At 44.0% G+C, this 23,773-nt stretch carries 21 protein-coding genes; 9 read left to right on the top strand and 12 right to left on the bottom strand.

Going from position 1 to position 23,773, the window contains the following annotated elements:
• Positions 1-301 precede the first annotated feature (301 nt).
• The 6 genes from OCW38_RS19245 to moeA form a co-directional block, all read right to left on the bottom strand.
• Positions 302-1,162, bottom strand: coding sequence for a sulfurtransferase (locus OCW38_RS19245; RefSeq protein ID WP_016785392.1), 861 nt, complete (start codon positions 1,160-1,162; stop codon positions 302-304).
• Between the two features lie 51 nt (positions 1,163-1,213).
• Positions 1,214-1,528 (bottom strand): hypothetical protein, encoded by a 315-nt coding sequence (locus OCW38_RS19240; protein ID WP_010430437.1) that lies wholly within the window; start codon positions 1,526-1,528, stop codon positions 1,214-1,216.
• 184 nt (positions 1,529-1,712) lie between these two features.
• Positions 1,713-2,324, bottom strand: coding sequence for a hypothetical protein (locus OCW38_RS19235; RefSeq protein ID WP_010430435.1), 612 nt, complete (start codon positions 2,322-2,324; stop codon positions 1,713-1,715).
• Between the two features lie 11 nt (positions 2,325-2,335).
• Positions 2,336-4,471, bottom strand: coding sequence for an LruC domain-containing protein (locus tag OCW38_RS19230; protein WP_261895765.1), 2,136 nt, complete (start codon positions 4,469-4,471; stop codon positions 2,336-2,338).
• Between the two features lie 245 nt (positions 4,472-4,716).
• Positions 4,717-5,466: a molybdopterin-synthase adenylyltransferase MoeB gene (gene moeB, locus OCW38_RS19225; RefSeq protein ID WP_010430430.1), complete on the bottom strand. Its 750-nt coding sequence runs from the start codon at positions 5,464-5,466 to the stop codon at positions 4,717-4,719.
• 12 nt (positions 5,467-5,478) lie between these two features.
• Entirely contained in the window at positions 5,479-6,714 is a 1,236-nt protein-coding gene (moeA, locus tag OCW38_RS19220) for a molybdopterin molybdotransferase MoeA (RefSeq protein WP_010430428.1), read from the bottom strand.
• Positions 6,715-6,916: 202 nt separating this feature from the next.
• Here moeA and folE point away from each other — a divergent pair, with 202 nt between their 5' ends.
• A complete protein-coding gene (folE, locus tag OCW38_RS19215; RefSeq protein ID WP_261895762.1) occupies positions 6,917-7,570 on the top strand; it encodes a GTP cyclohydrolase I FolE in 654 nt (217 codons plus the stop codon).
• 478 nt (positions 7,571-8,048) lie between these two features.
• On the opposite strand, the gene OCW38_RS19210 is transcribed toward folE, so the two are convergent.
• The 4 genes from OCW38_RS19210 to OCW38_RS19195 form a co-directional block, all read right to left on the bottom strand.
• Positions 8,049-8,648: a hypothetical protein gene (locus OCW38_RS19210; protein WP_010430422.1), complete on the bottom strand. Its 600-nt coding sequence runs from the start codon at positions 8,646-8,648 to the stop codon at positions 8,049-8,051.
• Positions 8,641-9,180: a YaeQ family protein gene (locus OCW38_RS19205; protein ID WP_010430419.1), complete on the bottom strand. Its 540-nt coding sequence runs from the start codon at positions 9,178-9,180 to the stop codon at positions 8,641-8,643. The genes OCW38_RS19210 and OCW38_RS19205 overlap by 8 nt, the downstream gene beginning before the upstream one ends.
• Positions 9,181-9,296: 116 nt before the next feature.
• Positions 9,297-9,506 carry a cold-shock protein gene (locus OCW38_RS19200; protein WP_010430417.1) on the bottom strand — a complete coding sequence of 70 codons (210 nt, stop codon included), beginning with the start codon at positions 9,504-9,506 and terminating at the stop codon, positions 9,297-9,299.
• A gap of 446 nt (positions 9,507-9,952) precedes the next feature.
• Positions 9,953-11,044, bottom strand: a complete 1,092-nt coding sequence (locus tag OCW38_RS19195) for a PQQ-dependent sugar dehydrogenase (RefSeq protein WP_016795034.1) — start codon at positions 11,042-11,044, stop codon at positions 9,953-9,955.
• Positions 11,045-11,343: 299 nt separating this feature from the next.
• Between OCW38_RS19195 and OCW38_RS19190 the strand changes: the two genes are divergently transcribed.
• Entirely contained in the window at positions 11,344-12,537 is a 1,194-nt protein-coding gene (locus OCW38_RS19190) for a multidrug effflux MFS transporter (protein ID WP_010430412.1), read from the top strand.
• A 113-nt stretch (positions 12,538-12,650) separates the two neighbouring features.
• Here the strand turns inward: OCW38_RS19190 and OCW38_RS19185 are convergent, their stop codons facing one another.
• Both OCW38_RS19185 and OCW38_RS19180 read right to left on the bottom strand, forming a co-directional pair.
• Complete coding sequence (locus tag OCW38_RS19185) at positions 12,651-13,436, bottom strand: ABC transporter ATP-binding protein (RefSeq protein WP_010430399.1); 786 nt, start codon at positions 13,434-13,436, stop codon at positions 12,651-12,653.
• 79 nt (positions 13,437-13,515) lie between these two features.
• The gene (locus OCW38_RS19180) at positions 13,516-14,274 is read right to left on the bottom strand and encodes a siderophore ferric iron reductase (RefSeq protein WP_010430396.1); all 759 of its coding nucleotides are present in this window, start codon (positions 14,272-14,274) and stop codon (positions 13,516-13,518) included.
• A 218-nt stretch (positions 14,275-14,492) separates the two neighbouring features.
• On the opposite strand from OCW38_RS19180, the gene OCW38_RS19175 reads away from it, so the two are divergent.
• The 7 genes from OCW38_RS19175 to OCW38_RS19145 all read left to right on the top strand — a co-directional run bounded on the left by OCW38_RS19175 (position 14,493) and on the right by OCW38_RS19145 (position 23,738).
• Positions 14,493-15,401, top strand: a complete 909-nt coding sequence (locus OCW38_RS19175) for an AraC family transcriptional regulator (protein ID WP_016785346.1) — start codon at positions 14,493-14,495, stop codon at positions 15,399-15,401.
• A 206-nt stretch (positions 15,402-15,607) separates the two neighbouring features.
• The gene (locus OCW38_RS19170) at positions 15,608-17,731 is read left to right on the top strand and encodes a TonB-dependent siderophore receptor (protein ID WP_261895758.1); all 2,124 of its coding nucleotides are present in this window, start codon (positions 15,608-15,610) and stop codon (positions 17,729-17,731) included.
• A gap of 82 nt (positions 17,732-17,813) precedes the next feature.
• Positions 17,814-18,752, top strand: a complete 939-nt coding sequence (locus tag OCW38_RS19165) for an iron-siderophore ABC transporter substrate-binding protein (protein WP_016790287.1) — start codon at positions 17,814-17,816, stop codon at positions 18,750-18,752.
• Complete coding sequence (gene fhuB, locus OCW38_RS19160; protein ID WP_016785344.1) at positions 18,752-20,746, top strand: Fe(3+)-hydroxamate ABC transporter permease FhuB; 1,995 nt, start codon at positions 18,752-18,754, stop codon at positions 20,744-20,746. The genes OCW38_RS19165 and fhuB overlap by 1 nt, the downstream gene beginning before the upstream one ends.
• Positions 20,747-20,961: 215 nt before the next feature.
• The gene (locus tag OCW38_RS19155) at positions 20,962-21,774 is read left to right on the top strand and encodes a crotonase/enoyl-CoA hydratase family protein (RefSeq protein WP_016796281.1); all 813 of its coding nucleotides are present in this window, start codon (positions 20,962-20,964) and stop codon (positions 21,772-21,774) included.
• Between the two features lie 93 nt (positions 21,775-21,867).
• Complete coding sequence (locus tag OCW38_RS19150; protein WP_261895754.1) at positions 21,868-23,049, top strand: OmpP1/FadL family transporter; 1,182 nt, start codon at positions 21,868-21,870, stop codon at positions 23,047-23,049.
• Complete coding sequence (locus OCW38_RS19145) at positions 23,049-23,738, top strand: hypothetical protein (protein ID WP_010430354.1); 690 nt, start codon at positions 23,049-23,051, stop codon at positions 23,736-23,738. Before OCW38_RS19150 ends, OCW38_RS19145 begins: the two co-directional genes overlap by 1 nt.
• Positions 23,739-23,773: the final 35 nt, after the last annotated feature.

Below are 23,773 nucleotides of genomic sequence, written 5' to 3'. Positions count from 1 at the left end.
TTGTGCGTGTAACAAATCGATGAATAAAGTATCAAGGATTAAATAGTGTAACGACTACAAGCTGAGATTCTTGAGCGAAATATTAACTACAAAAATAACGATAACGATTAACCTAGAGCTGATCACAGTTTTTACTTATCAAACAACCACGCTTTCGAATCAACCGTTTTTAGATTGTGCTAGTTTCAAACTAAGATGAGATATCTCAGCCATAAAGAGCTTACTTTGTAAGGAGTCCTTATTATCTGTAAGCTCTTATGCATGCGTAGTATATGCTATCAATGGCATTGAGCAAAACGAATTACTTATGAGTGACGGCCATCGGCAGTTGTTCATTGGCACCCCATTCAGTCCACGAGCCGTCGTAAACTCCCATTTCACCTGAATAGCCAGCAAGTTTCGCCGCTAATAAAATGATGCAGGCTGTTACTCCAGAGCCACAGCTAAAGAACATGGGTTGAGAAGGGGTTAATTCTAACGTTGAAAAGATATCAACAAGCTCACTCTGGGGTTTTAGCTTGCCGTTATCGAGTACCTGTGCAAACGGTAGGCAAATTGAGTTTGGAATATGACCACTGCGCAAACCTTCACGTGGTTCAGGTACTTCTGAATCGAAACGCGCTTGAGAGCGCGCATCTAGAATGTTTGCGCTCTTGCTAGTTGAGTAACTCTCAATCTGCTGAGCATTTACAAAATAGTTATCTTGACTACTTCCTTCAAAATTCCCGGCTTGGATTTCGGTTCTATAGTCAGTGTCTGTAGCGTAACCGGCTTCTATCCATGCTGGCAAACCGCCGTCTAAGATGTATACGTTGTTGTGTCCCATCGCCATAAACATCCACCATGCACGAGGAGAGGCTAAGGTACCTGAATTATCGTAAACCACGATGGTGCTGTTTTGATTGATACCAATTTCTTGTGCCCGTTTATTGAAGTGTTTCTCGGTCGGGAACATATGAGGAAGTAGAGTGTGTTTGTTGCAGAAGTCTTTGTCGTAGTCAAAACGAATAGCCCCAGGAATCATCTGTCCTTTGATCTTTTCTGATTCGCTTGGAATTTGAAACTCGATACTGGCGTCGAGGACGACTAGGTCGCTTTTTAGCGAATGATTTTCTAGCAAACGTTGTTGAAGTTGTTCTGGTGAGATCAGTGGCTGATTCATTCTTGTTATGTCCATTTTTTGTTGTGATAGCTATTACTGCTATAGCCAGTACTACGGTGCAGTAAGGCAATGGGCGAACTGGTAGCTATTTTGTCCGGTTATTTGATTGCTTAATGTATCAAGCACGACCACAGAATCAATAGGGCAGTCTGTCGTTGGTGGAATTGAAACGCGAAATATTTCGTTGCCTTGACTTTGAAGAGTGAGGTAGCGCCTGTGGCCATCTAGGGATTGAGTGAGTGTGTTCGAAATTACTTTTGCTTGAATGCGTTGACCTGTTTCAGATGTCATCGGGAAATAGGTGAGGGCCAACAATAAGCCCACACCACATAGTAAGATTAATAGGCCTATTTTTAATTGAGTCATGAGAGTAAGTCTTTGAAGGTTATATTTAAAATATAAGTGAGATTGGCGGTAAAGTGAATGGAACCAGCTGAGAAAGCTGAATTACCTGTTATTCGACGAAACGAAAAAAGTGAGCACGTATGCTCACTTTCTATCGATACAGAATCCGTTTTGTATCTGTTGACGACCAAACTGTTTCGACCGATTACCAGACGATCTGAGAATCACTGCTTGATACCACTTGTTGTAATGGCGGCTGACCATCGTAAAACCAAATCTCTATCAAGAGAGCTTCATGGTTTACCGGTGCTGAAAAGTTGGAGGCGAACATGCCATTGTGTAATGGGCCTGCAATCACTTTACTGGAGTAATCCGGCTTCAAGGTTGAATCGTCTCTTGTGCTAAAACGGCTGTAAACGGTCACGAAAGAACGATCTGTCGAGATATTACTGATGTCGATATCGAGCTCAAACTGTTCGACAGAGCTGTAGTCAAACCCGTCAGGCACTATTAGATCACTCATTGTATAGCTTTGCGCTGCGACTGTACTTGTCACGGGAGTTGGAGAAGGGTTTGCTGTTAGCACAGTAGAAGGTGTTTCTGGGGTCGACGGACTGGATTGCGATGGAGTAGATGTACTGCCACCACCGCCCCCACCTCCACAACCCACTAATGCCAGTGGAGTTACCACTAAAATAGTGACTAGTGATTTCTTGATGTTCCAAGTACTTTGCCCGGACATATGTTCTTCCTCAGAAAGGTTACGACTTGAGTCAACGTAATGATTTTCTTGAAACTGTTTTGTGTAAATAGTCATAACATCTCTCCTTATGGTTGGTAGCGTTGGTTGTCTGTAGGTGATAGATACCATGTCTGGTTCGTAGCTCCGCCTGATTCTGCGTATTGTTTGAACTCTGGGTAAGCGGTAACAATATCTACGTACTCTAAAGGCCATTCCCATTCATCGTCCGAAGTTACTATCAGCGCCCAAGGGTGATTTTCTGCGGTTTTGAAATATTTGCCGGTTGATGGATTACTGTCATCGACGCCTAATCCAGCCTCAAAGAGATTCGTGGTATCAAATGCCTCGGTTGGAGCTTGGTCTGGTAGGTGAACTTCCCAGCTGCGTCCTGGATGCAGAGGTAGATTTTCGCCGTGATAGTAACCTGGTGTTGCAAAGATGAACGGGTCGTAAGGCATGTCTGTCCAATTGTCAGTACTCACACCGTCACCAGCTAAGGTAATACCGATTTGGAACGAAAATTGTTCGCTGTCTTTACACGAGTTACTGGTTCGGTAGAAATTACACGACGTATCTGTTTTTGAAGTTAAGTCCTCAGCCGCAATAAATATAGCTTCACTGCGTCCTACTTCCATATCTAGGTCCGTAAAGATGCCATTGTGCTTCATGTAAGAGCTTCCTCTGCTCACTAAGCTCGGATCTAGATTCGGAAGTCGAACGGCGAATCCATTTCTATATGAAGCACCTACGGCTGCTAGACGTCCGTCGATGGTGGATTTCACTACTTTTCCGTCTTTAAGTATCTCTGTAATGCGGTACATAATTACAGCATCATTCATGTCGTAATCAGCTTTATAAGGCCAGTTATCTTCATAGGCCAGAGTGGCGTAGCCAGAAGCACTAGGGAAGTAGCGGGCTGTGGCTCCGTCGTTAAGCACATCCACTTGAATATCAACGACCTCACCGGATGTAGAACCGCCAAAGTAGCTTAGATTGGTTTGTTGGCTGAATCTAAAGCGAGCCCAAGTAGTACCAGTAAGTGCGTTGATGTCGACGTTAAGGAACAAGTCGTTCTCACCTGCATCCAGTTGGTAATCGGTAAATACTTGCTCATTAGCGCCATCAAAACTGCCATCTTGGTTCCAGTCAATCCAAGCTGAAAGATAACCGGTTGTTGAAGCTTCAATCACCACTTTTGAATCGAGTCCGGCTTCAAGTGCGGTAACAAAACCGATACCACCGTTTGCCCACTCGTCATCAATGCCGACACTTTCATCAGATTGTGGTGTGACATAACCATCCAAATCAGCATCTGGAGGTGTTGTTCCTAACCATGTGTTGCCATCAAGCTCATGTCTTGGGCCGTTACTTGCGAGTAGAGTTAGGTAGCTGTCTGGCGCATCGCCGAAATCGATGCTGGAATCTTCATCTACAACTGGGGCATTTGCACAACGAGCACCATCGTTCTGTCCAGACGCTGGACCATTCGATACAAACTCAACCGCAGGAACAATCCCAGCGGCTATGTTGGCAGCGTTTTCTGGTGATAAGTTGATGCGGTAGATCTTACCGTCTTGGTTTCGTGACACATAGTAGTAGCCGTTTACATCGAAATAGCCAGCTCCGAATGTTCCTGTTTCTCCTGTGTCACCGATGTAGGTTTCGGTACCAGTTTTAGGATTGAAGCTGTATAAGCCTCCGGAGTCATTATCTATACCATATAAAGAGCCATCACTTGGGTGAAAAGCAAAATCGGTGAGTTTTACAGTTGCGGGGCTGTTTGCAATCTTATTTACAGTGACGGTCGCATTTGGATCAGCATCTAAAGGAGATAGGTCAACGGTGAATAGCCCTTTGCCCGTGCGGTATAAGTAGTAAACGTGGCCATATACGTCACCTACATAAAAGGTGTGATCGGTTGGTAAGCCACTGGTATTGATAATTTCTGCTTGGAAGTCTTTGCCAAGACGCACCAAGCGTTTGTTGGTGGTGTCATAACCATAAATATATCTGTCTTCGAAATCGAAACCGACGCCGTTGATGTTGGCATTCATACCCGTGTCGTCTTCTAACAGGGTGGTTGAACCTGTCACTAGGTTTACACCCCAAACCTCGACGGGTTTAGACTGAAAGAGGTAAGCCTGACTCGGGCAAGTGTCGAATGGTGCGGCGTTGGCGAATAGGGGTGCACTCAATAGCAAACTTAACGTTGTAGTTCTCATATCTACATCCTTGTGATGGAAGTTATAGATACTTAATCAAGTTATATGCCATTTTTAACTTGCTGATTTTATGTTACTTTATTTCTATTGTTTTTGGTTTCTCAAAATGAGAATTCAAATGAAACCTAAATCTCATGTGCTATTTCAAATTGACAGGGCAATCTAGGATTCCTATTTTGAGTTACAAAAAAGCCCTGATTTTTAGTCAAGGCTTAGGTTTTCGATAAGAGTGGATATGAGTTAGTCTACCCACACACCAAACAATTAGGCATTTTCATTAAATTCATCTCACGCCAGCTGTGTGACATGGCATCGAGAATCAAGAGTTTGCCTTGTTTTGGTTGCCCGAATTTTGCAATCACCTTGATCGCTTCTAAAGCTTGAGCTGCGCCCACCATACCGACAACAGGCGCCATAACGCCGGCTTCAACACAGCTTAGAGCAGCATTGCCGAATAGAGCGCTCAAACACTGGTAGCAGGGTGCGTTGTCATCTTGATAAGTGAATACGCTAATCTGACCTTCCATACGAATTGCAGCACCAGAAACAAGTGGTGTTTTTGATGCGTAACATAAACGGTTCAATTGATTGCGCGTTTCTACGTTGTCGCTGGCGTCAAGAACAAGCGAGTGTGCTTCAACCAACTTTCCAAGCGCTTGGTCATCAAGTCTATGATCGACGGTCTCAACTTTTAGGTGTGGGTTTAACATCTGCAATGATTCTGCGGCTGAGTCGACCTTCTTCTTACCAATGTCAGCATCGGTGTGAAGCACCTGTCGCTGCAGGTTTGAAAGCTCAACAACATCATCGTCGATCAGCGTGAGCTTACCAATACCGGCAGTCGCCAGGTATTGAGCAGAGGCACAACCCAAACCGCCGGCACCCAGCACCAAGATTGAGCTCTGTTTCAGCGCTTCTTGGCCTTCAAAATCAAACTGTTTAAGAATGATTTGACGGTTGTAGCGAAGCATCTCAGCATCGGACAGTATTTCCATCAGCAAGCCTCGTTAGTAAAGCGTCGAGTTAAACAGTTGGATCTGAACCGTTTCGCCTACTTCAACACGGCCACGTTCACGTTCTAGTACCACAAAGCAGTTTGCCAAGCTCATCGAGCGGAAAGCACCAGAGCTTTGGTTGCCAGTTGTTTCTACCACAAACTGACCGTTTTCAATCGAGTAGATGCCACGTTGGTAATCAGTACGGCCTGGACCTTTTTTGAATGCAGACTTAGTAATAGCAGGAATCGATTCTGGTGCTGTCCATGCTGTGTGACCTGCAAGTTTAGCCAACATTGGCTGAACTAAAACATACATGGTCATCATCGCTGATACAGGGTTACCCGGTAGGCCACAGAACCACGCGTTATCCAATTCGCCGAATGCGAACGGTTTGCCCGGTTTGATTGCCAGTTTCCAGAAGCCGATTTGGCCAAGCTCTTCCAAAATATCTTTGGTGTAATCCGCCTCACCAACACTCACGCCACCAGAAGTCACGACCACATCTGCTATTTGCTGTGCTTTCTCGAACGTTTCTTTAAGCGTTGCAGGGCAATCTGGGATGATACCCAAGTCGATAGCTTCACAACCAAAGGCTTCGATTAATGGTTTAATACCGTAACGGTTACTGTCGTAGATCTGACCGTCTTCAAGCGGTTGGCCTAATGGTTTTAGTTCATCGCCAGTAGAGAAGAAAGCGACTTTAGGCTTATGTAACACTGTCACGTGGCTCACACCCAATGAAGCAATCATTGGAATGTCACGAGGTGTTAAACGCTCACCGCGACTAAGAACGATATCGCCTTGTTTGATGTCGTCACCAGTAGGGCGAATGTTATTGTTCAGCTTTATGTTGTCTTGTTGAATCTCAATACCAGCCTCAGTTTCGGCCGTATTTTCTTGCATGATGACGGCGTCACAACCTTCAGGGATCTTTGCGCCAGTCATAATGCGAATACAGGTATTGCTTGGCCATTCACCTTCGAACGGTTGGCCTGCAAAAGATTTGCCTGCTAATGGTAGTACATTACCGTTCTCTAGATTTGCTAAGCGCAGTGCATAGCCGTCCATTGCTGAGTTATCAAAAGGAGGTACGAAAATAGGGGAAAGAATATCTTCAGCAAGGACATAACCTAATGCTTCAGCAAGAGGCAGAGATAAAGTCGTTTGGATTGGTTTGATTGGTGATAGCAGCTTATCTAGTGCTTCTTCAATTGGCATTAAGCCCGGAGCGTCGCAACAGCCCATAATTGAAATCCTTGATCGTTATTATTTTGATTTAGGTGCTCGGCCTTTCTGAGCTTATTAAAACTCGCCGACGAAATTGAAGTCACTTTAGCATAGTTTAAGCCCCGTAAATAATGACCTCCCTTAAAATATGGGTGTATTTCTTCAAAATTCCGAGTATCCTTGTTTGCCATCCAAAAGGGGTAATAGAAGAGGAAGTTCAATGCCAGGTATTAGCGAATCAGCGAAGTTGGTTAAAGATGCGCTAGCAAGCCGTGGATTAGAGACACCAATGTGTCCTAACCAGGTGAGCCGAGAAGAGAAAAAGGAACGAATCGAACATCATATGCGTGAGATTCTCACTCTCCTTGAACTTGATCTTGCGGACGACAGTCTGGAAGAAACACCACAGCGTATTGCTAAAATGTATGTGGATGAGATTTTCTCTGGTTTGGATTACGCCAATTTTCCTAAAATCACCGTAATTGAAAACAAGATGGGTGTTCGCGAAATGGTTCGTGTAAAAGACATTACCGTGACCAGTACCTGTGAGCACCATTTAGTGACTATTGATGGTAAAACGGCCGTAGCTTATATCCCTCAAGGCAAGATTATTGGTCTTTCGAAGATCAATCGTATCGTTCGTTTCTTTGCTCAACGTCCTCAAGTTCAAGAACGCATGACGCAGCAAATTCTTGTTGCATTACAAACGCTACTAGAAACGGATGATGTTGCTGTAACTATGGATGCTGTTCACTACTGTGTGAAATCACGCGGTGTGATGGACGCAACTAGCGAAACGACAACGACAGCTCTGGGCGGTATTTTCAGATCAAACCCAGCAACGCGCCACGAGTTCTTACATGGTCTGCGTTAATACGTTTCGTTATTTGATGAACGCGATTTAGCCTCTGTAAATTGATGTTCGTTAAAAATAAATATTCTAAGCCTCGCTTTCTGCGAGGCTTTTTTGTACTTGTAATTAAGTTGACTACAATAACTGCGAATTTCGTCATTCCCTAGAGTGAAGAATGAGCGGAGTAGGGAGTCTGTTTATCTGTGTGCTTTCTGACTTGATACGAGAACCCGACTCAGTCGTTCCTCCTTCTCGAGGATGGCAGCGTGTGAGGTAAAATACGAGAGTGAGGGTTCAGTGTGTATTCTACGCCAGCCTTTTAGAAGCAAACGCTGCTGATCTTGCAGAATGAGCGACTTAGTCACTTTCGTCATTCTCTAAAGTGAGGAACGAGCGTAATAGGGAATCTGCATTTTCGAGAGGTGGATTGGAACGGAAATTAGATGCGCTCTACAGAATCTATAAAGCGCAAATTGGGGTACAGCAGCTGGTGGAATACTTAAGAAAGATTAAACAAACGCTTAAAGTGGTGAATAAAACCAGATGGCTTGTTCTCGGCTTGATAGATGTTTAACCCATCATAAAAGCTACCCATGAACTCTACGCGAATCTCATCATCACTGCTTCTCAATAAGCGAGACAGTAATCTTGCGGTTACTTCAGCATGATCATTAGCTAGGCTGTAATCCATACCGAGTCGCCCTTGAATGAAGAGCCATAAATGAGTGATTAACGTTAACTGTTGCGCGTTAGAGTGTTGAAACTTGTCACTGTGCGTATTGCCAACGGTATTATCGAATACATTTTGCATCGCCTCACTGGCTTCTTTATTGCTTTCGAAGCGATAGCTGACATCGATATGTACTTTTGTTAGCAGTCCAAGCAGAGTCTGGCGTGCAGAGTTATCGGGCTTATTCTCACAAGCATGTTTAAACAGAGCATGGTTTTCGTCGATAAAAGACGTTAGCTCTTTCTCAAAACCTGTCGCAATCGCGGTTACTGAGTCTAAACCGGCTTCTTTTAAACAAACGTGAAGTTTGGTTTTGGCTTGCTGGTTTGCTTCAAGTTTCTGCTGACTGTTAGTTGGTAGCTCAGTCATTACTCTGTAGCTCTTCCCATGTTATCTCCGCAGATTGCGTGTCGCTATTCACAAACGCAGAGTTACCTGACAGCATCACTGAAAGATCCATTGTACGTTGTGTCATTGCTGCTAGCTGCTCAATACCATCGTTGTCTAAACGTACAATTTGAGCTTTCAGGTAACCGAATTTACCTTTGTTTTGCTCCCACCAAACGTTCGACTTAGTGTTGAAGCTGAATACACGCACTGACTTAGATAAGCGAGTCGCTTTTTTAACACGCTCTGGATCCGGCTCGCCAACATCAATCCAATCTAGGATTTGATCATCTAATGATTTCTGCCATAAATCAGGTTCTTCAATGCTAGACAACCCTTTAGTGAATTCAAGTTCAGGAGATGCATTGATACAAAATGCAATGATACGAGCCATCATACGCTGTTCTGTTTCAGACGGATGTTGTGCAATCGTTAGATTGAAAGAGTCGTAATAGTCGCGATTCATATCAGTTAGAGAGAGTCGAAACTTATAGATTGTCGGTTTAAGAGCCATTGAGGGGTGTCTTAGATAGAAATAGTGAGGGGGAATATTACCTTAAATCTCTGAATAGCGGGTAAAAAAATAGCCAGCAGAGGCTGGCTATTTTTAGAAAGCTTTAAAATACTAAATTAAAGTACTTTGATGCTGTCAGCTTGTGGGCCTTTTTGACCTTGAGATACTACGAACTCAACTTTTTGGCCTTCAGCAAGAGTTTTGAAACCGTCGCCAGTGATCGCAGAGAAGTGTGCGAATACGTCTGGACCGTTTTCTTGTTGAATGAAGCCGAAGCCTTTAGTTTCGTTGAACCATTTTACTGTACCAGTAACTGTGTTAGACATGATTATATCCTAAAATTTAATTTTTATAGTGAGCCAATTGTGGCACTGATAGCGTGGAAAAGTTTATTGCTATTGCGTACAACACAACGGGGTTACTAGTAATCCAACGAAATGTTTATATACAAAGAACTTTCTTTCTAGCCGAGATGAAGTCTAAATCAAATCAAGGGATAGTCAATCGAATACATAGTGAAAGGTTGCAGAAATTTGGGGGTAGTCAAACTTTGCATTCCTTAAATATCATGGAGTTACAGTTGTATGGCGATTTGTTGTCGTTTTTGTGAAAAAGGTGGATGAAATTGATGACAAACCTAGGGTAATTGCACCAATTTCATAAATTAAATTACGGCTCATAAAAAGCCGAAAATGAGGTTTTAGATCCGTTTAGCAGCTTGTATTTATAAATATTTTTGCGATTGAACAACTGTAGTTGAGCGATTGTCACTTTATTCCTTTAAGCGATACAGGTTCCCATTATCGGTGCTGAAAAATATGTCCCCGGCGGGTGAGATTTCTATGTCTCTAATTCTTTCCCCTAAGTTTTCTAGAATGCGTTCTTCCTCGATTACTTCACCTTGCTCGTTCAAAGTAACGACATTGATGTGGGTGAGTTTAAGTGCGCCGGCTAACAGCTTACCTTTGAGTTCTGGAAACTTATCGTCCCGATAAACCATTAGACTGCCTGGTGCTATTGAAGGTACATAAACCTTTATAGGAGGCTCAATGCCAGCTTTGGTTTCAGATTCGCCAACGCTAATCGGCCCCCAATACTCTTTGCCGTGTGATGTGACTGGCCATCCATAGTTTGCGCCTGCTTTTATTAGGTTGATTTCATCACCACCTCGCGGGCCGTGTTCAATCGACCAGAGTTTTTTAGTAGGGAAATCGTAAAACAAGCCTTGTGGGTTACGATGACCAAAACTCCAAATTTCGTTCAGAACCTTATTATTATCAATGAATGGGTTATCACTTGGCACGCTTCCATCTGGATTCAATCGTAAGATCGAACCAGCGTGAGTCATTGTGTTTTGGCCATTATCTCGGTCGCCCCGATCACCTATTGAAAAGTAAAGGTGAGTCTCATCAAAGGTGATTCGGCTACCAAAGTGACGCCCAGTGTCCGTTCTGGATTTTGATACAAACACGTCTTTCCAATTTGAGATTTTACTGTTGCTGTAATTAGCAGAGGCGAGTGCCGTTACACCTTCGTCATCAACGTTTTTGCTGTATGTTATGTACAACTTATCTTGTTCAAAAGGGGATAGAGCGATATCTAATGCACCGCCTTGGCCCTTAGCCCACACATTTGGTAGTCTGAATAAAGTCTCTTGCTCACCTGTCTTTAAATCAACGTGCTTAATGACGCCTTCTTTTTCAGTGAGTAGCATTGAGTCATCGTTGATATAAGCCAGCCCCCACGGAATAACGAGGCTATCGGTGATCTTCTCAGCTTGCCATGCATAAGACTTTGGTGAAGCTATTGGACCTGATGCAACGAGTGCTAAAGCACAGGAAATAAAGCGATGATAAACGTTCATTGAAGTCCCTTGATGATCATTCTTTTTGTTAGTCTAGCGCTTGTGTCTAATAGTTGGAAAGTTAGGGTGAGTGAAAAGTGACTATTCACATATTTCTCTCAACTAATATTGTATGAACAAACAAGCTGGCGTATGTTTATTCTGCCACCTTCTATTCGATTCTTTCGGAGCATAATGAATATTACCCCTGCAACATCTTCGCTATTTTTTCTGTTTTTAAGTTGTCAGGTAGAAAGCCAAGCTATCTATTCTCAAACCACCCGATCTCAAAACAGCTGTTCTTTTGGATACTTTACATCATGAGTCGTCGATTTGATTTTAAATCGATCTTACTCGCGTGTTTGGTCATCAGCATTGGCCAACTCAGTATGGGGTTGGTGTTTCCTTCTTTACCTTGGATTGCCAAAGACTTCGATGTGTCACTAGAGCAAGCTCAGCTTTTGGTGAGTGTGTATTTGTTAGGTTTTGGCCCTTCTCAATTTATTTATGGCCCTATTTCTGATGCTCTGGGACGTAAAAAAGTACTGCTAAGCGGCTTATTAATCGCAATGCTTGGCTTGTTGATGATTATATTCTTCAGTCATTCGTTCACCAACATAGTAATGGGAAGGTTCTTACAAGGTTTAGGTACGGGTTGCTGTGCGGTACTGGCTCGTGCCTCAACACGAGATCGTTTTAGTGGTTCTGATTTGCCGCTGGCAATGTCCTATATCGCAATGGTTGCATCTATTACACCTCTGATCGCGCCCGTTATTGGTGGGTTTATCAACTTCCACTTTGGTTGGAGCATGGTGTTTATCTCGTTACTTGGATACGTATCTTTTGCTTGGGTCGTGTTGGCGTTCAAATTTAAAGAAACGGTCACTCAATTCTCGGCGATTCCTTCACCAAAGAAAATGATTGCACAATACAAGGAATTACTCACCTCTCGTTATTTCATGAGCTTTGCGAGTATAGGCTGGCTCAACTTTAGCTTGATGATCACTACTGTGTCAGTGATGCCGTTTATCATGCAAAACCAGATCGGTATGACATCCGACGAATACGCGATGTGGGCGGTGATTCCTGCATTAGGCATGCTTGGCGGAACAAGTCTTTGTAATCGTATTCGTCCGATACTAGGTAATAAGAAAACACTGTTATGCACACCTATATTGCATATCTGTGCGGCCTTGTGGCTTTTCTTCTGTCCACTTGAACCACTGTACTTAATGATTGGTCAGTTCTTGATGATACTTGGTAATGGTATCGCGTTACCTTGTGCTCAAGCTTTGGTGATGTTGCCATATAAAAAGAACGCAGGCGCGGCGGCTGCGATGTCGGGCGGTGGGCAAATGGTCGTATCTTCAATGGTGAGTATGGGGCTAGTCCAATTAGGACTCGGGGAAGCATGGCACCTATCGCTCGTGATCATTGTGTTCACGCTGGTTACTCTGATTAATATTTTGCGTGGTTTTAGTAGCCAAGAAGCGAGAGAGTCTCAGCTTAACTAGCGAGTAAAAATTCCAAGAAGGCCATTGAAGTTCTGAGATTCAGTGGCCTTTGTTTTTTTGGTGGTGGGGGGGGATGGGGCTAGTAGTTGGTTTAAAGCGCTTGAAAGCGTGAACTATTCGCAGACTACCGCCACTTTTTCACTCGCGGCTGTCTTAGCTGGAACGGGATGATCGATCAATCGGATAGGTGATTCATACAGTGCAGACAATGCTTGTTCATCGAGCAACTTATCGGCGCTGCCTTCAAATGCTATCTGTCCTTTTTTTAGAGCGACAATATGTGTAGCGTAACGCAGTGCAAGGTTCAAATCATGCAAAATGACGATCACCCCAACGTTTTCCTTTTTGTTGAGTTCAGAAAGCAAACCCATTAACTGAAACTGATGGTGAACATCCAATGCAGAAGTTGGTTCATCAAGGATGAGTACAGGCGATTGCTGAGCCAGTAACATCGAGACCCACGCTCGTTGACGTTCGCCGCCAGATAAATCATCCGCAAGTGACTGTGAGAATTCAGCAACGCCAGTTCTTTCCATTGCTCGTTGGATAATAGATTTATCTTCAGAGTTCCAACGGCCTAATGCTCCTCTCCATGGGAAGCGACCTAAACGAACCAACTCTTCCACCGTTAAACCTGCAGAAGCGGGCAATTTTTGAGGCAGATAGGCAATTTTCTTGGCTAAGTCTTTGCTTTTTAACGAGGACAGGGAAGCGCCTTCTAATTGAACTGTGCCGTAATCTGGAGCCATTTGTCCGGATAGCAAATTAACTAGCGTTGATTTCCCTGAACCGTTGTGACCCAGAACGACGGTGAGTTCATCGGTCGGAATAATAAGGTCTTCAACAGATAGGATAGTTCGGTTGTCTCGAACGATGTTGATATTTGAAAGCTGAAACATATCGGTCCTGTATCAAGACCAATGACAGTGCCTAATGAAAGCGGCTCTCTATATTGGTCTTTTAAAATAATGGGTATTGCTAAGCGGTTTTTCTGTTGTCAGGGTGCCTAGGACAGTCGTCACAATATTTCCCCGAGTCACACTTATAGACGAGGCAGCAACTGATTCTGATCAGTTTAAGCATACCTGAACCTGAATCAATCTTAAGGCTGTCTAAGTGGCTGTCAGGTAATTGGCATGCGTCTAACCAAAGCTTAGCTTGCGATGTGATGTAGTCGTTAGTCAGGCTCGGTTCATGTTGTTGTAGTTTTATCAAACTGGCTAACAACAAATCAGCCAGTAAGTGATTGGTAAACCCTGGTCGAATACGGGTCCATTCACTTATTTGGCTACGATAAAACTCAGTAAGATCAAGAATGGCTTTGCCGGCATGTGGGATCAATTCTTCCGGTGTACCGTGTTGATGATCACCGTTAAAGAAGCGATAACCTGTGACAAATTCTTTGTACCTAAACTGGCCAATATTCTTAATATCAGGCAACGAACGAAGCCCATAAATAGAAATGAAAGTCACATAAATCGGTTGCCAACAAACGAGATCCCAAGTTCGAGTTAACCAATAGGCTTTGCCTGCTTCAGGGTGACTCTGTGCAATGCCATCATAAACGCGTTTGATCTCTATATGACTCTGGACATTCGTTATTGCGATGCTTTTACTGCTCAGAGAACCATAACTACCGCTTAGGTAAGGGGTTACCTGTTTTGAATAAGCGAAGATTTTTTGGTGCAGAGAAGGGGCTCTCCTACGAGTGACAATATTGTGTAGTTGGGAAAGCATTTTAAACCATCAAATGAGAATCAGTTGCGTTATCATAGCGAACATAATCGAGGAGAACCACACAAATTGGAGCATCTACTTCGAACGTTGGTCGTTTTTGATACTTATAAACAGTACATGGACTGCTTGTTTTAAGTGATAAAGACCTTGTTAAATGATAAAAGTACGGGTGAACCCAGTTTGCCACTGCCAACTAAAGAGAAGATGAAAGCTTGAATATGAACACACCAGCATTTGATCGCATCAGTCGCGTTCTGGCATATATCCATACGAACCTTAGTTCTGCGTTATCTCTAGAAGATATTGCTAAGCAAAGTTGTTGGTCTCGTTGGCAGTTACAAAGGGTGTTTCAAGCCGAAACTGGGCTCACCGTAGCCAATTATGTAAGGGAGCTTAAGCTGAGCCAAGCTGCGGAAGAGCTACTTGATGGAAAAGAACGTGTGATAGATGTTGCACTTGGTCTTGGATTCAACTCAGAAATTAGTTTTAGTCGTTCGTTTAAGCAGATGTTTGGGGTTAGCCCGAGCCAATATAGAAAAGCAGGCAAAAGAGTTGGGCTTAGAAAGCCGATTCAGGTTTCTGAAACTAAAAGCGCTGCTGATCATGGTGCTCTCAGTTTTGTGAAAGTTCGTATTGATGAGAGAGAGTCATTTCTTGTTAAGGGTATGACATCAGAAATCAGCGGTTTATTTTCACTGACACAAGACTTCGCACAAAAAGTTCCACAACTTTGGTCTCGTTTAGAACATGAAGTTACGATTCCAAACGATAATGTGCTTCAGCTTGTTGGTGTCGTCGACCTAACTCAGTCTTGCTTTGATGGCACGAATATTCATTATTGGGCTGGCGTTGAGTTACACGATGGAATATCAATCCCTCAATTACCGAGCATTATCTCTGATAAATTAGAGGTGTTAACTATCCCTAAGCAAACCTACGCCGTGGTCAAACATTGTGGTCCTATAGAAAACCTGCGACATACCTTAAGTTGGTTTGTTCTTAATTGGCTGCCGAACTCTGGTTATCGCGGTGTGGATGGTTACGAACTCGAAGTATACCCATTTAGCTATCAAGCGCACGCCGCTGATGCCGAAATGGAATATTGGGTTCCTATTATAAAATCGTAGTCATATCTATTCAAATTTCTTTCTATAAAGCCCTCCCTCTCATCACAGCTAATTGCCGTTTTAATCATCAATTGGCTGCTTTTTAGTCAAAATAAGTCAAGTTCTTTTGGAATTTGCACCAAATTGTTAATTATCCCATTCATAGATACATACAATGCAAATGAGATTTATTATTATTTATATTAAGCATTGGTACCGAGGGAATTATGACCACTCACACTCGTTTTAAGTATTCATCATTGGCAGTTGCGTTGCTGACGGCGTTTTCAACGCAAGCGTTGGCGGAAGATACTATTACAGCAGCAGATTCGAATATAGAAACTGTCACTATTATGGGCAAAGCGTATCGTAATACCGCAACCAAATCGGCACTTGAACCAGAAGAAACGCCTCAAGGTATTACGGTTATTGATGAAGCACAGTTAGAGCAACGAGGTGTTCAATCTTTGAACCAAGCCCTTCGTTATGCACCGGGTGTTGTAACTGAAAACCGAGGTGGCTCTGTAGCCATGTTCGATTCTTACTCTATACGCGGTTTTAAAACCAATAACGTTAACTATTATGATGGTTTATCACTTCAACAATTGAATGGCTGGAACTTACAGCCGCAGATTGATCCTATCGCAATGCAACAAGTTGAGATTTTTAAAGGACCGACTTCTGTACTTTATGGAGCGATGCCACCGGGCGGCATGGTGAACATGATCGCTAAGGCTCCGCAAACTGAAAAATCAACGAAGGTTGGTGTCGCGACAGGTTCGCGAAACCTACAAGAAGCTTCGATTGATACCACTGGTCAGTTTGGTGACAGTGATTTCTCTTACCGTTTGATCGCACTTGCTCGCAAACAAGATAGCCAAGTTGATAACGCTGAAGAAGAACGTTACTTAATTGCCCCTTCTGTAGACTGGCAAGCAACAGACAGCACATTAATCAACTTCAACCTTTATTACCAAAACGATCCTTCAATGGGCATCAACTCTTCAATGCCATTAGATGTTCTGAAAGCAAGCAACCCATCTGTTTCTATGGGTGATAAGAACTGGAGTAAATTTGAACGTGAAGTGTTGATGGTTGGTTATAAGATTAACCACGACTTCAATAATAATTGGACATTCTTACAGAATGCTCGTTATACCGATGCATCTCTTTACCAAGAGAACACTTACCATGTGAGCTACGATTCAAATACGCCGAATCAACTTAGTCGATACTTGTATTCTACAGATGAAAGCTTTAAAGGCTTTGTCATTGATAACCAATTGAGTGGTCTTATCAAAGCTGGTTCAATAGAACACAATGTGTTAGTTGGTATCGATTATCAAAATATGGATGGAGACGTAAATTACTCGTCTTATAGCGCTAACGGAAGTGGTTTCAATAGCTTCGACCCGTTGAACCCTAACAATGATCTCCTCGATCGTAGCGATGTAACAAAAACGGGTGAGTATCTTGATGACACCACATCAAGCCAACTTGGCTTATACCTTCAAGACCAAGTTCGTTTAGATGCTCTTGTCCTAATTGCAGGTGCTCGTTTTGATCACTACAAGTCAGAAAGCGATTACTACGCACATGAATCTGATCACAAGCAATTTACTTATCGTGTAGGTGGTTTATACGAACTTAATAATGGTCTATCTCCATTTGCGAGTTACGCGACCAGTTTCGAGCCAGCTCCGGGTGTTGATAAGAGTGGCAACGAATTTGATCCTGAAATGGCGCAGCAAGCTGAGATTGGTGTGAAATACCTGTCTGATGATATGTCGAAAGAAGCGACGGTTTCTTTATTCCATATTGTTAAGCAAGATATGTTGATGACAGATCCGACAAACGTCTATGGACCAAGAATTCAAGTGGGTGAAGTGGTATCGCAAGGTGCTGAACTATCAGGCCGTTGGTTTGCTACTGAGAACTTTGATATTGCGGCAGCTTACACTTACGTCGATATGGAAATAACAGAAGACACGAGTAATGGCCTAGAGGGCACTACGCCAATCTATGTACCTGAACATACTGCGAACTTGTGGGCTAACTACAACGTATTTAACGGCATGCTAGCGGGCTCCCGATTCAGTGCTGGTGCTCGTTATGTTGGCGAAATGCAAATGGATGCGAGTAATACTCAAGGTAAAGTACCTGCGTACACAGTGGTTGACCTGTCTGTAGGTTATGACTTAGGTGTAGCGAGTGATACTTTATCAGGCGCTACTGCTAACTTAGCCGTAAATAATATCTTCAATGAAGAATACTATGCCTGTTACGATCAATCGAACTGCTGGTTCGGTGCTGAGCAGTCTGTAGAACTCAGCGTGAACTACGAGTTCTAATTTATTTGAATACATAAATCTAAGCAGCCTGTGTGGGCTGCTTTTGTCGTTAAATAAACAATTAAAAAGTGACAGTGATTATATGAAAGCCAACTATTTTACTTCTCGTGTCCCTAAAGTGAGTTCGTTCATTGTCTCATTGAGCTTGTTGTTATCAGCTCAAGCGATGGCCAACTTTCAAGTTGAAGACAGTGAGGGTGTTAAAACCCTTGAAGCTCAGCCTGTTAGAGTGGCTGCGCTGAACTGGGACATAGCCGAACAAGTGATTGAACTCGGTGTAACACCAGTGGCAGTGCCTGATATCGCTGGCTATACAGATTGGGTTGTTCAACCTGCGATTCCAGAAGGCGTGGCAGATATTGGCACTCGAACTGAGCCTAATTTCTCTGCTTTGAAGAAGCTAAACCCTGATGTGATTCTTATCGCTTCGCCTCAGAAAGATCTTCAGCAACGACTTTCTGAAATTGCGCCCGTGCTTTACTACCAAACATACAGTGACCAGCACAGCAATGCAGCGGCGGCTATCGAGAACTTCAAGAAGATAGGTCAATTGCTTGGTAAAGAAGAACAAGCGAACCAAAAATTGGCCGCAATGGATGAACGTATCGCTGTTCTAAAAGCTGAGTTAGACCAAGCGTATCCAGGCGACAAGCCGAAAGTTACCTCTTTCCGTTTTGCGAGCACGACTTCTGTATACATTTACGGTGATAACTCTATTCCACAATATGCACTTGAGCAGCTTGGCTTTGACAATGCGATGGATCTTCCTGCAAGTCAGTGGGGTATCAGTCAAAAGCGTATGACCGAGCTTAAGAACGTGAAGAAGGGGATTGCGCTTTACTTTGAACCTTTCCCATATCAAGACAAGCTAGACCGTTCTCCGGTTTGGAAGAGCATGCCCTTTGTTCGTAATGGTCAATTTAGTCCAGTAGCCGCAAGTTGGAGTTACGGCGGTGCAATGTCGATTTTGTATAACACAGAAGCCATGGCGCACTCGTTGTTGACGCTAGCGGAGCAGTAATGAAATCCAGTGGTTTTATGATGGGGGCTGCGCTGCTTTGTGCTGCCCTTATTCATTTGTGGTTAGGGCAGTCGGAATTTGGCCCTATTGGTGAGTTGCTTCAGCAAGCCTCACAGATCAGTGATATCGCAACATTCAACGTAATGGTCGATGATTCATTCGAGCTGATGGCGTTAACCTATGTCAATTTACCTCGCTTGGTGATGGCGATCTTGGTTGGTGGAACACTTGGCACCATAGGTAGTTTGTTCCAGCAGCTGACTCAGAATCGCATGATGTCGCCGTTAACTTTAGGTACATCATCAGGTGCATGGCTTGGTTTGGTTATTCTGAATGTGGTGGCGCCAATGTTAGTTGCTCAATATTCGGTTTGGTTTGCGCTAGTCGGGGCATTGCTTGCTATGGGGCTGATTGTTTCGATTGTCGGAATCAAAAATATGAGCGGCTTGCCAATTGTATTGGCGGGCATGGCGATCAACTTATTGCTAGGGGCATTTGCAACGGCGATTATTCTGCTTAACGACCAGTACGCTCAAAATCTGTTTGTATGGGGGGCGGGCGATCTAGGACAGAACGGTTGGGAACAAATAATTTGGCTGATGCCTAAGTTGCTGCCGATCTTCGCCATCTTCTTGTTGGCGCCAAGAATCCTGACTTTGCTTTCGATCGGGACTGAAGGGGCAGCAGCGCGCGGGCTCAATATTGGCGCAACATTCTTTGTATTGATGGCGGTTGGCGTTTGGTTGGCTTCAGTATCGATTACCTCGGTAGGCGTGATCAGCTTTATCGGCTTGATAGCTCCAAACATTGCTAGGCATTTAGGTTTTCTAAAGGCCAAATCTGAACTCGTCGCAAGCTGTGTATTAGGTGCGTTATTACTCTGTGTCACCGACAGCTTGGCGATATTCTTGGCGCAATGGTCTTTAGATATGATTCCAACAGGGACGGCAACCGCGGTGATTGGTGCTCCAGCGTTGATCATTATTGCTCGCAAGCAAATGTCTGCTCAAGATCAGCTATTTTTCTCGATGCCTAAAGGGCCGAAGTCTATTTCATCTTTGGCTTACTTCTTGTTGGGCTCGATGATCCTCGGGTTGCTGGCGTTGAGTACATTGTCTCAGCCTTCTTCAGATATGGGCTACTTCGTTATCCCCGATGTATTTGAATGGTCGATTCGTTGGCCGAGAATGTTAACGGCGATATTCGCTGGTGGCGGTTTGGCAGTGGCTGGTGTGATTTTACAAAGGTTGGTTTATAACCCACTTGCAAGCCCAGACATTCTTGGCGTATCGGCAGGTGCGGTGTTAGCGCTGATTTTCAGTAGTCTGTTTATGGGATACTCGATTCACTCACTAAGCCCGTGGGTTGCGTTTTTAGGCAGTGCGATTGCACTCTGTTTATTGCTATTTCTTGGCAAGAAGCATCAGTTTGCACCGTCTATTCTGATCCTGACAGGTATCTCGCTGACCGCAGTACTGGAAGCTTTGGTGCAATTTTCTCTAACGCGAGTAGGTGAGGGGAAATACACCTTATTGGCTTGGTTAGCAGGGTCTACCTATCGTGTTGAACCTGAGTCTGCCACTATAATGGCTGTCGTGATTACGGCTTGCATAGGTGTTGCTCTATTGTTGAGTCGTTGGGTGACCTTAATTGCGACTGGACGTCAGTTCGCGAGTGCCAGAGGGTTGAATATCAACATCGCCTACGTCGCCTTGTTGTGTATTGTTGCGATCTTATGTTCGGTCGTGACAACCACCATGGGGCCTGTCGCATTTGTCGGCTTGTTAGCTCCGCATATCGCTGCAATGGTAGGGGCTCGTTTGGTTCGAGAGCAGATTATCTTGGCGTTTTTGATTGGCGCAGCATTGATGCTATTTGCCGATTGGCTAGGTCAAGTGGTGGTGTTCCCCGCGCAGCTTGCGGCAGGAACCTTAGTTTCTATTATTGGCGGCAGTTATTTCATCTTCTTGTTACTGAAATCTCGAAGAGCGTAAATTAGCGGTTAGTAAGTTAAGAGCTCGGTTCATTGTTCATTGGAACAAGTATGAAAGGCCGTGAATGGAGCGATCCATCACTGCTTTTTTTATTCATGTCGTTTGTGTAAAGGGGAGGTGTTAAGCAACACAGGTCTCGCTTCTCATACGCAAACTTTGCATATGTTAACAAGATGTATAACCTAAAGGTCTGACCACTTAGTTGAGTAGCCCACATGACCGACCTTTCTCGTATCACTTGTTCCATCGATGAAAACCAAATCGCGACCGTAGTATTGAACCGTCCAGATAAGCTGAATGCTATTGATATGGCGATGTTTCAAGGCGTTAACACTATGATCAGGGAGCTAAAAAAGAATACCGAGATTCGCGTTGTTATAGTGAAGGGGAATGGCGCGGATTTTTGTTCAGGGCTTGATGTTAAGTCTTTATTGAATAGTAAAGCTGGGGCATTGAAGCTTCTATTTAAATGGTGGCCAACGTTGCCGAATGCTGCGCAATACTTCTCTATTGGCTGGCGAGATATCCCATGCCCGGTGATTTTTGCGATACATGGGCGTTGCTGGGGAGGAGGTCTACAGTTAGTCAGCGGCGGTGATTTTAGAATTGCTAGCCCAGACGCCAACTTCTCGGTATTAGAAGCGAAATGGGGTTTGATTCCTGACATGGGGGGCGCCATCGCATTTCGTGAACTCATGCGTAAGGATCATACTTTGGAAATGGCGATGACCGCGAAGGTGATCGACTGTGAAACTGCGAAAGAATATGGATTGGTGACCAAGATTGCAGAAGATCCTTACGCTGAAGCTTATGCGTTAGCACTTGAGTGTGCTAATCGATCGCCAGATGTCCTTGCCGCCAATAAGAAGCTCTACAATAAAACGTGGTGGTCTAGCCCTGGTATTGCGCTGTTTTTAGAGACTTGGTATCAAATCAAAGTTGGAGCAAGGAAGAACAGAACGATTGCCATCCAGCGTGAAACTCATAACGATAAACCACGAAAATATCTTCCCAGAACCTTTAAGTAGGGCTTGTACAGGAATAATCGTTATTACCTTTGTTTATGGGACTTTGCGGTAGCCTTAGAGCAATTTAATGTCTAAGGCTAAATGAGCAATCTGATGAACAAAACTTTTACTTACTCGCTAGCTGCCACCGCAATTTTTACAAGTTTAAATGCTTTCGCAAGTGGTCTGTTTTTACAAGAAGCTGTCGTCGCCAATGCTGGTACTACCGGCGCCGGGGACGGTGTTTATACTCGCTCTGCTGCTGCAATGTGGATGAACCCTGCCACCATGTCTCATATGGGCGAAAGCAAAACGACCATCAACACCATGGCGTTTGATCTTGAGATGCAATATCAAGACAACGATGGTAATCCAGATGGTAAAGCTCATTCCGTAATGCCGTCATTTGGTGCCTTTCACGCTCACCAAGTGACTGACAAATTACACCTTGGTATCGCGCTGGGTGCAGTAGGGGGCTCTAGCCTTGATTACGGCAGTGAGTGGGCGGGAGCTGAACTCTTAGAAGATATCACCCTCACTGCGATGCAAGTAAACCCATCACTAAGCTACCAACTGAATGACCAGTGGTCGGTTGGTGCCGGTATCCAGTTAAGTTGGGCTGCGTTACAACAGTCATCCTCTGTTTTTACAGCAAAGCAAGACACTGACTGGGCTTATGGTTATAACCTAGGTGTAATGTTTACGCCGTCGGATAAACTTAAGTTGGGTGCTAGCTATCGGTCAAAGCTTGAGCACGAGTTTAATAATGAGTTAAGAGGGGTAGAAGATTTTTCTAACTCTCTAGCTATGGATCTTGCTTTACCAGAGATCGTTGATATCAGCGCTAGTTACGCACTTAACCCAAAGCTCGACTTATTGGCTAGTGTGCAATTACATCGTTGGAGTGAGTGGGATACAACAGTTCTTGATTTTGGTGTTGCTGGAAGCCCAATTAGTGGTGTTCCACTTGAACGCGATTGGGACGACGTGTGGAAGTTTGCGGTTGGTGCAGATTACCAACTTAACTCAGACTGGCGTTTGAAAGCCGGCTTCTCTTATGAGACCTCACCACAAGATGATCCATCAATGCAGTGGGTTGACCTTCCTGTAGGCGAACAGTATCGCTATTCGGTAGGTGCTTCAACGTATTGGGATGATATCTTGATTGATATGTTCTACGAGTATGCGGATTTAGGTTCAGTTGATATGAATCGAAGTGGACCAAAAGGTAATACTTTGCTAAACGGCTCATTCGACGGTCGCATCCACTTTGTTGGCGTTAGTGCGACCTTCTAATGACAAAATATAATCTATTAATTGTTGCAGCAATGACACTGTGCTCGATGGGTGCTTTTTCTGAAGAGAAGCATCCGGATGATCCAACCAAGATCGTAACTAAAGCCGGCGTTGCATATAACGAAGAGCTTAAGTTTTCGGGTTCTATCGGGCTTGATGAAGCGCGAATGATCAACGCGCGCGTTAATGCAGACGGCGAAGAATGGCGAGTGGGCGGCTCATGGCTATTGCCTTTGGGTATCGTCAATTTCAACTTTAGTCGCTCTGAATACGACAACGATGCTTACAAGAATAACTACAGTATCGGAACATTTGTTCCATTGAGTTATTTCGATATCGAACCCTTTGGTTGGCAAATCTTCCCGATGGCTGGCTACAGCTATAACGATGGTGAAGTGGCGGTATTCGATGATGAGAATGTGGGTTCTGATTATGTATTGATGCCGAGTTCGACTCATGGCGGTTATATTGGTGCATTTGGTCTGAAAACGATAACTGAAGAGTGGTCTATCATGGGCTTTGGTGGTGGCTCTATGGGTTCTGATGATTATTCAGGCTATTGGGCAGGGGTCGGTGCTAGCTACAAATTGAGTGACGCCCAGTCGTTCAATTTCTTCACTATTTTTGCTGAGGATGACTTCGGTGAGAATAACAGTGTTGGTGCGTCTTACACCTATGAGTTTAAATAGCTGTTAGCAGGTAGCAATTCGCAGGTGGACACCTC

The organism is Vibrio cyclitrophicus, from assembly GCF_024347435.1.
Classification (GTDB): Bacteria; Pseudomonadota; Gammaproteobacteria; order Enterobacterales; family Vibrionaceae; genus Vibrio; species Vibrio cyclitrophicus.
This window is presented reverse-complemented; position numbering and strand designations above follow the sequence as displayed.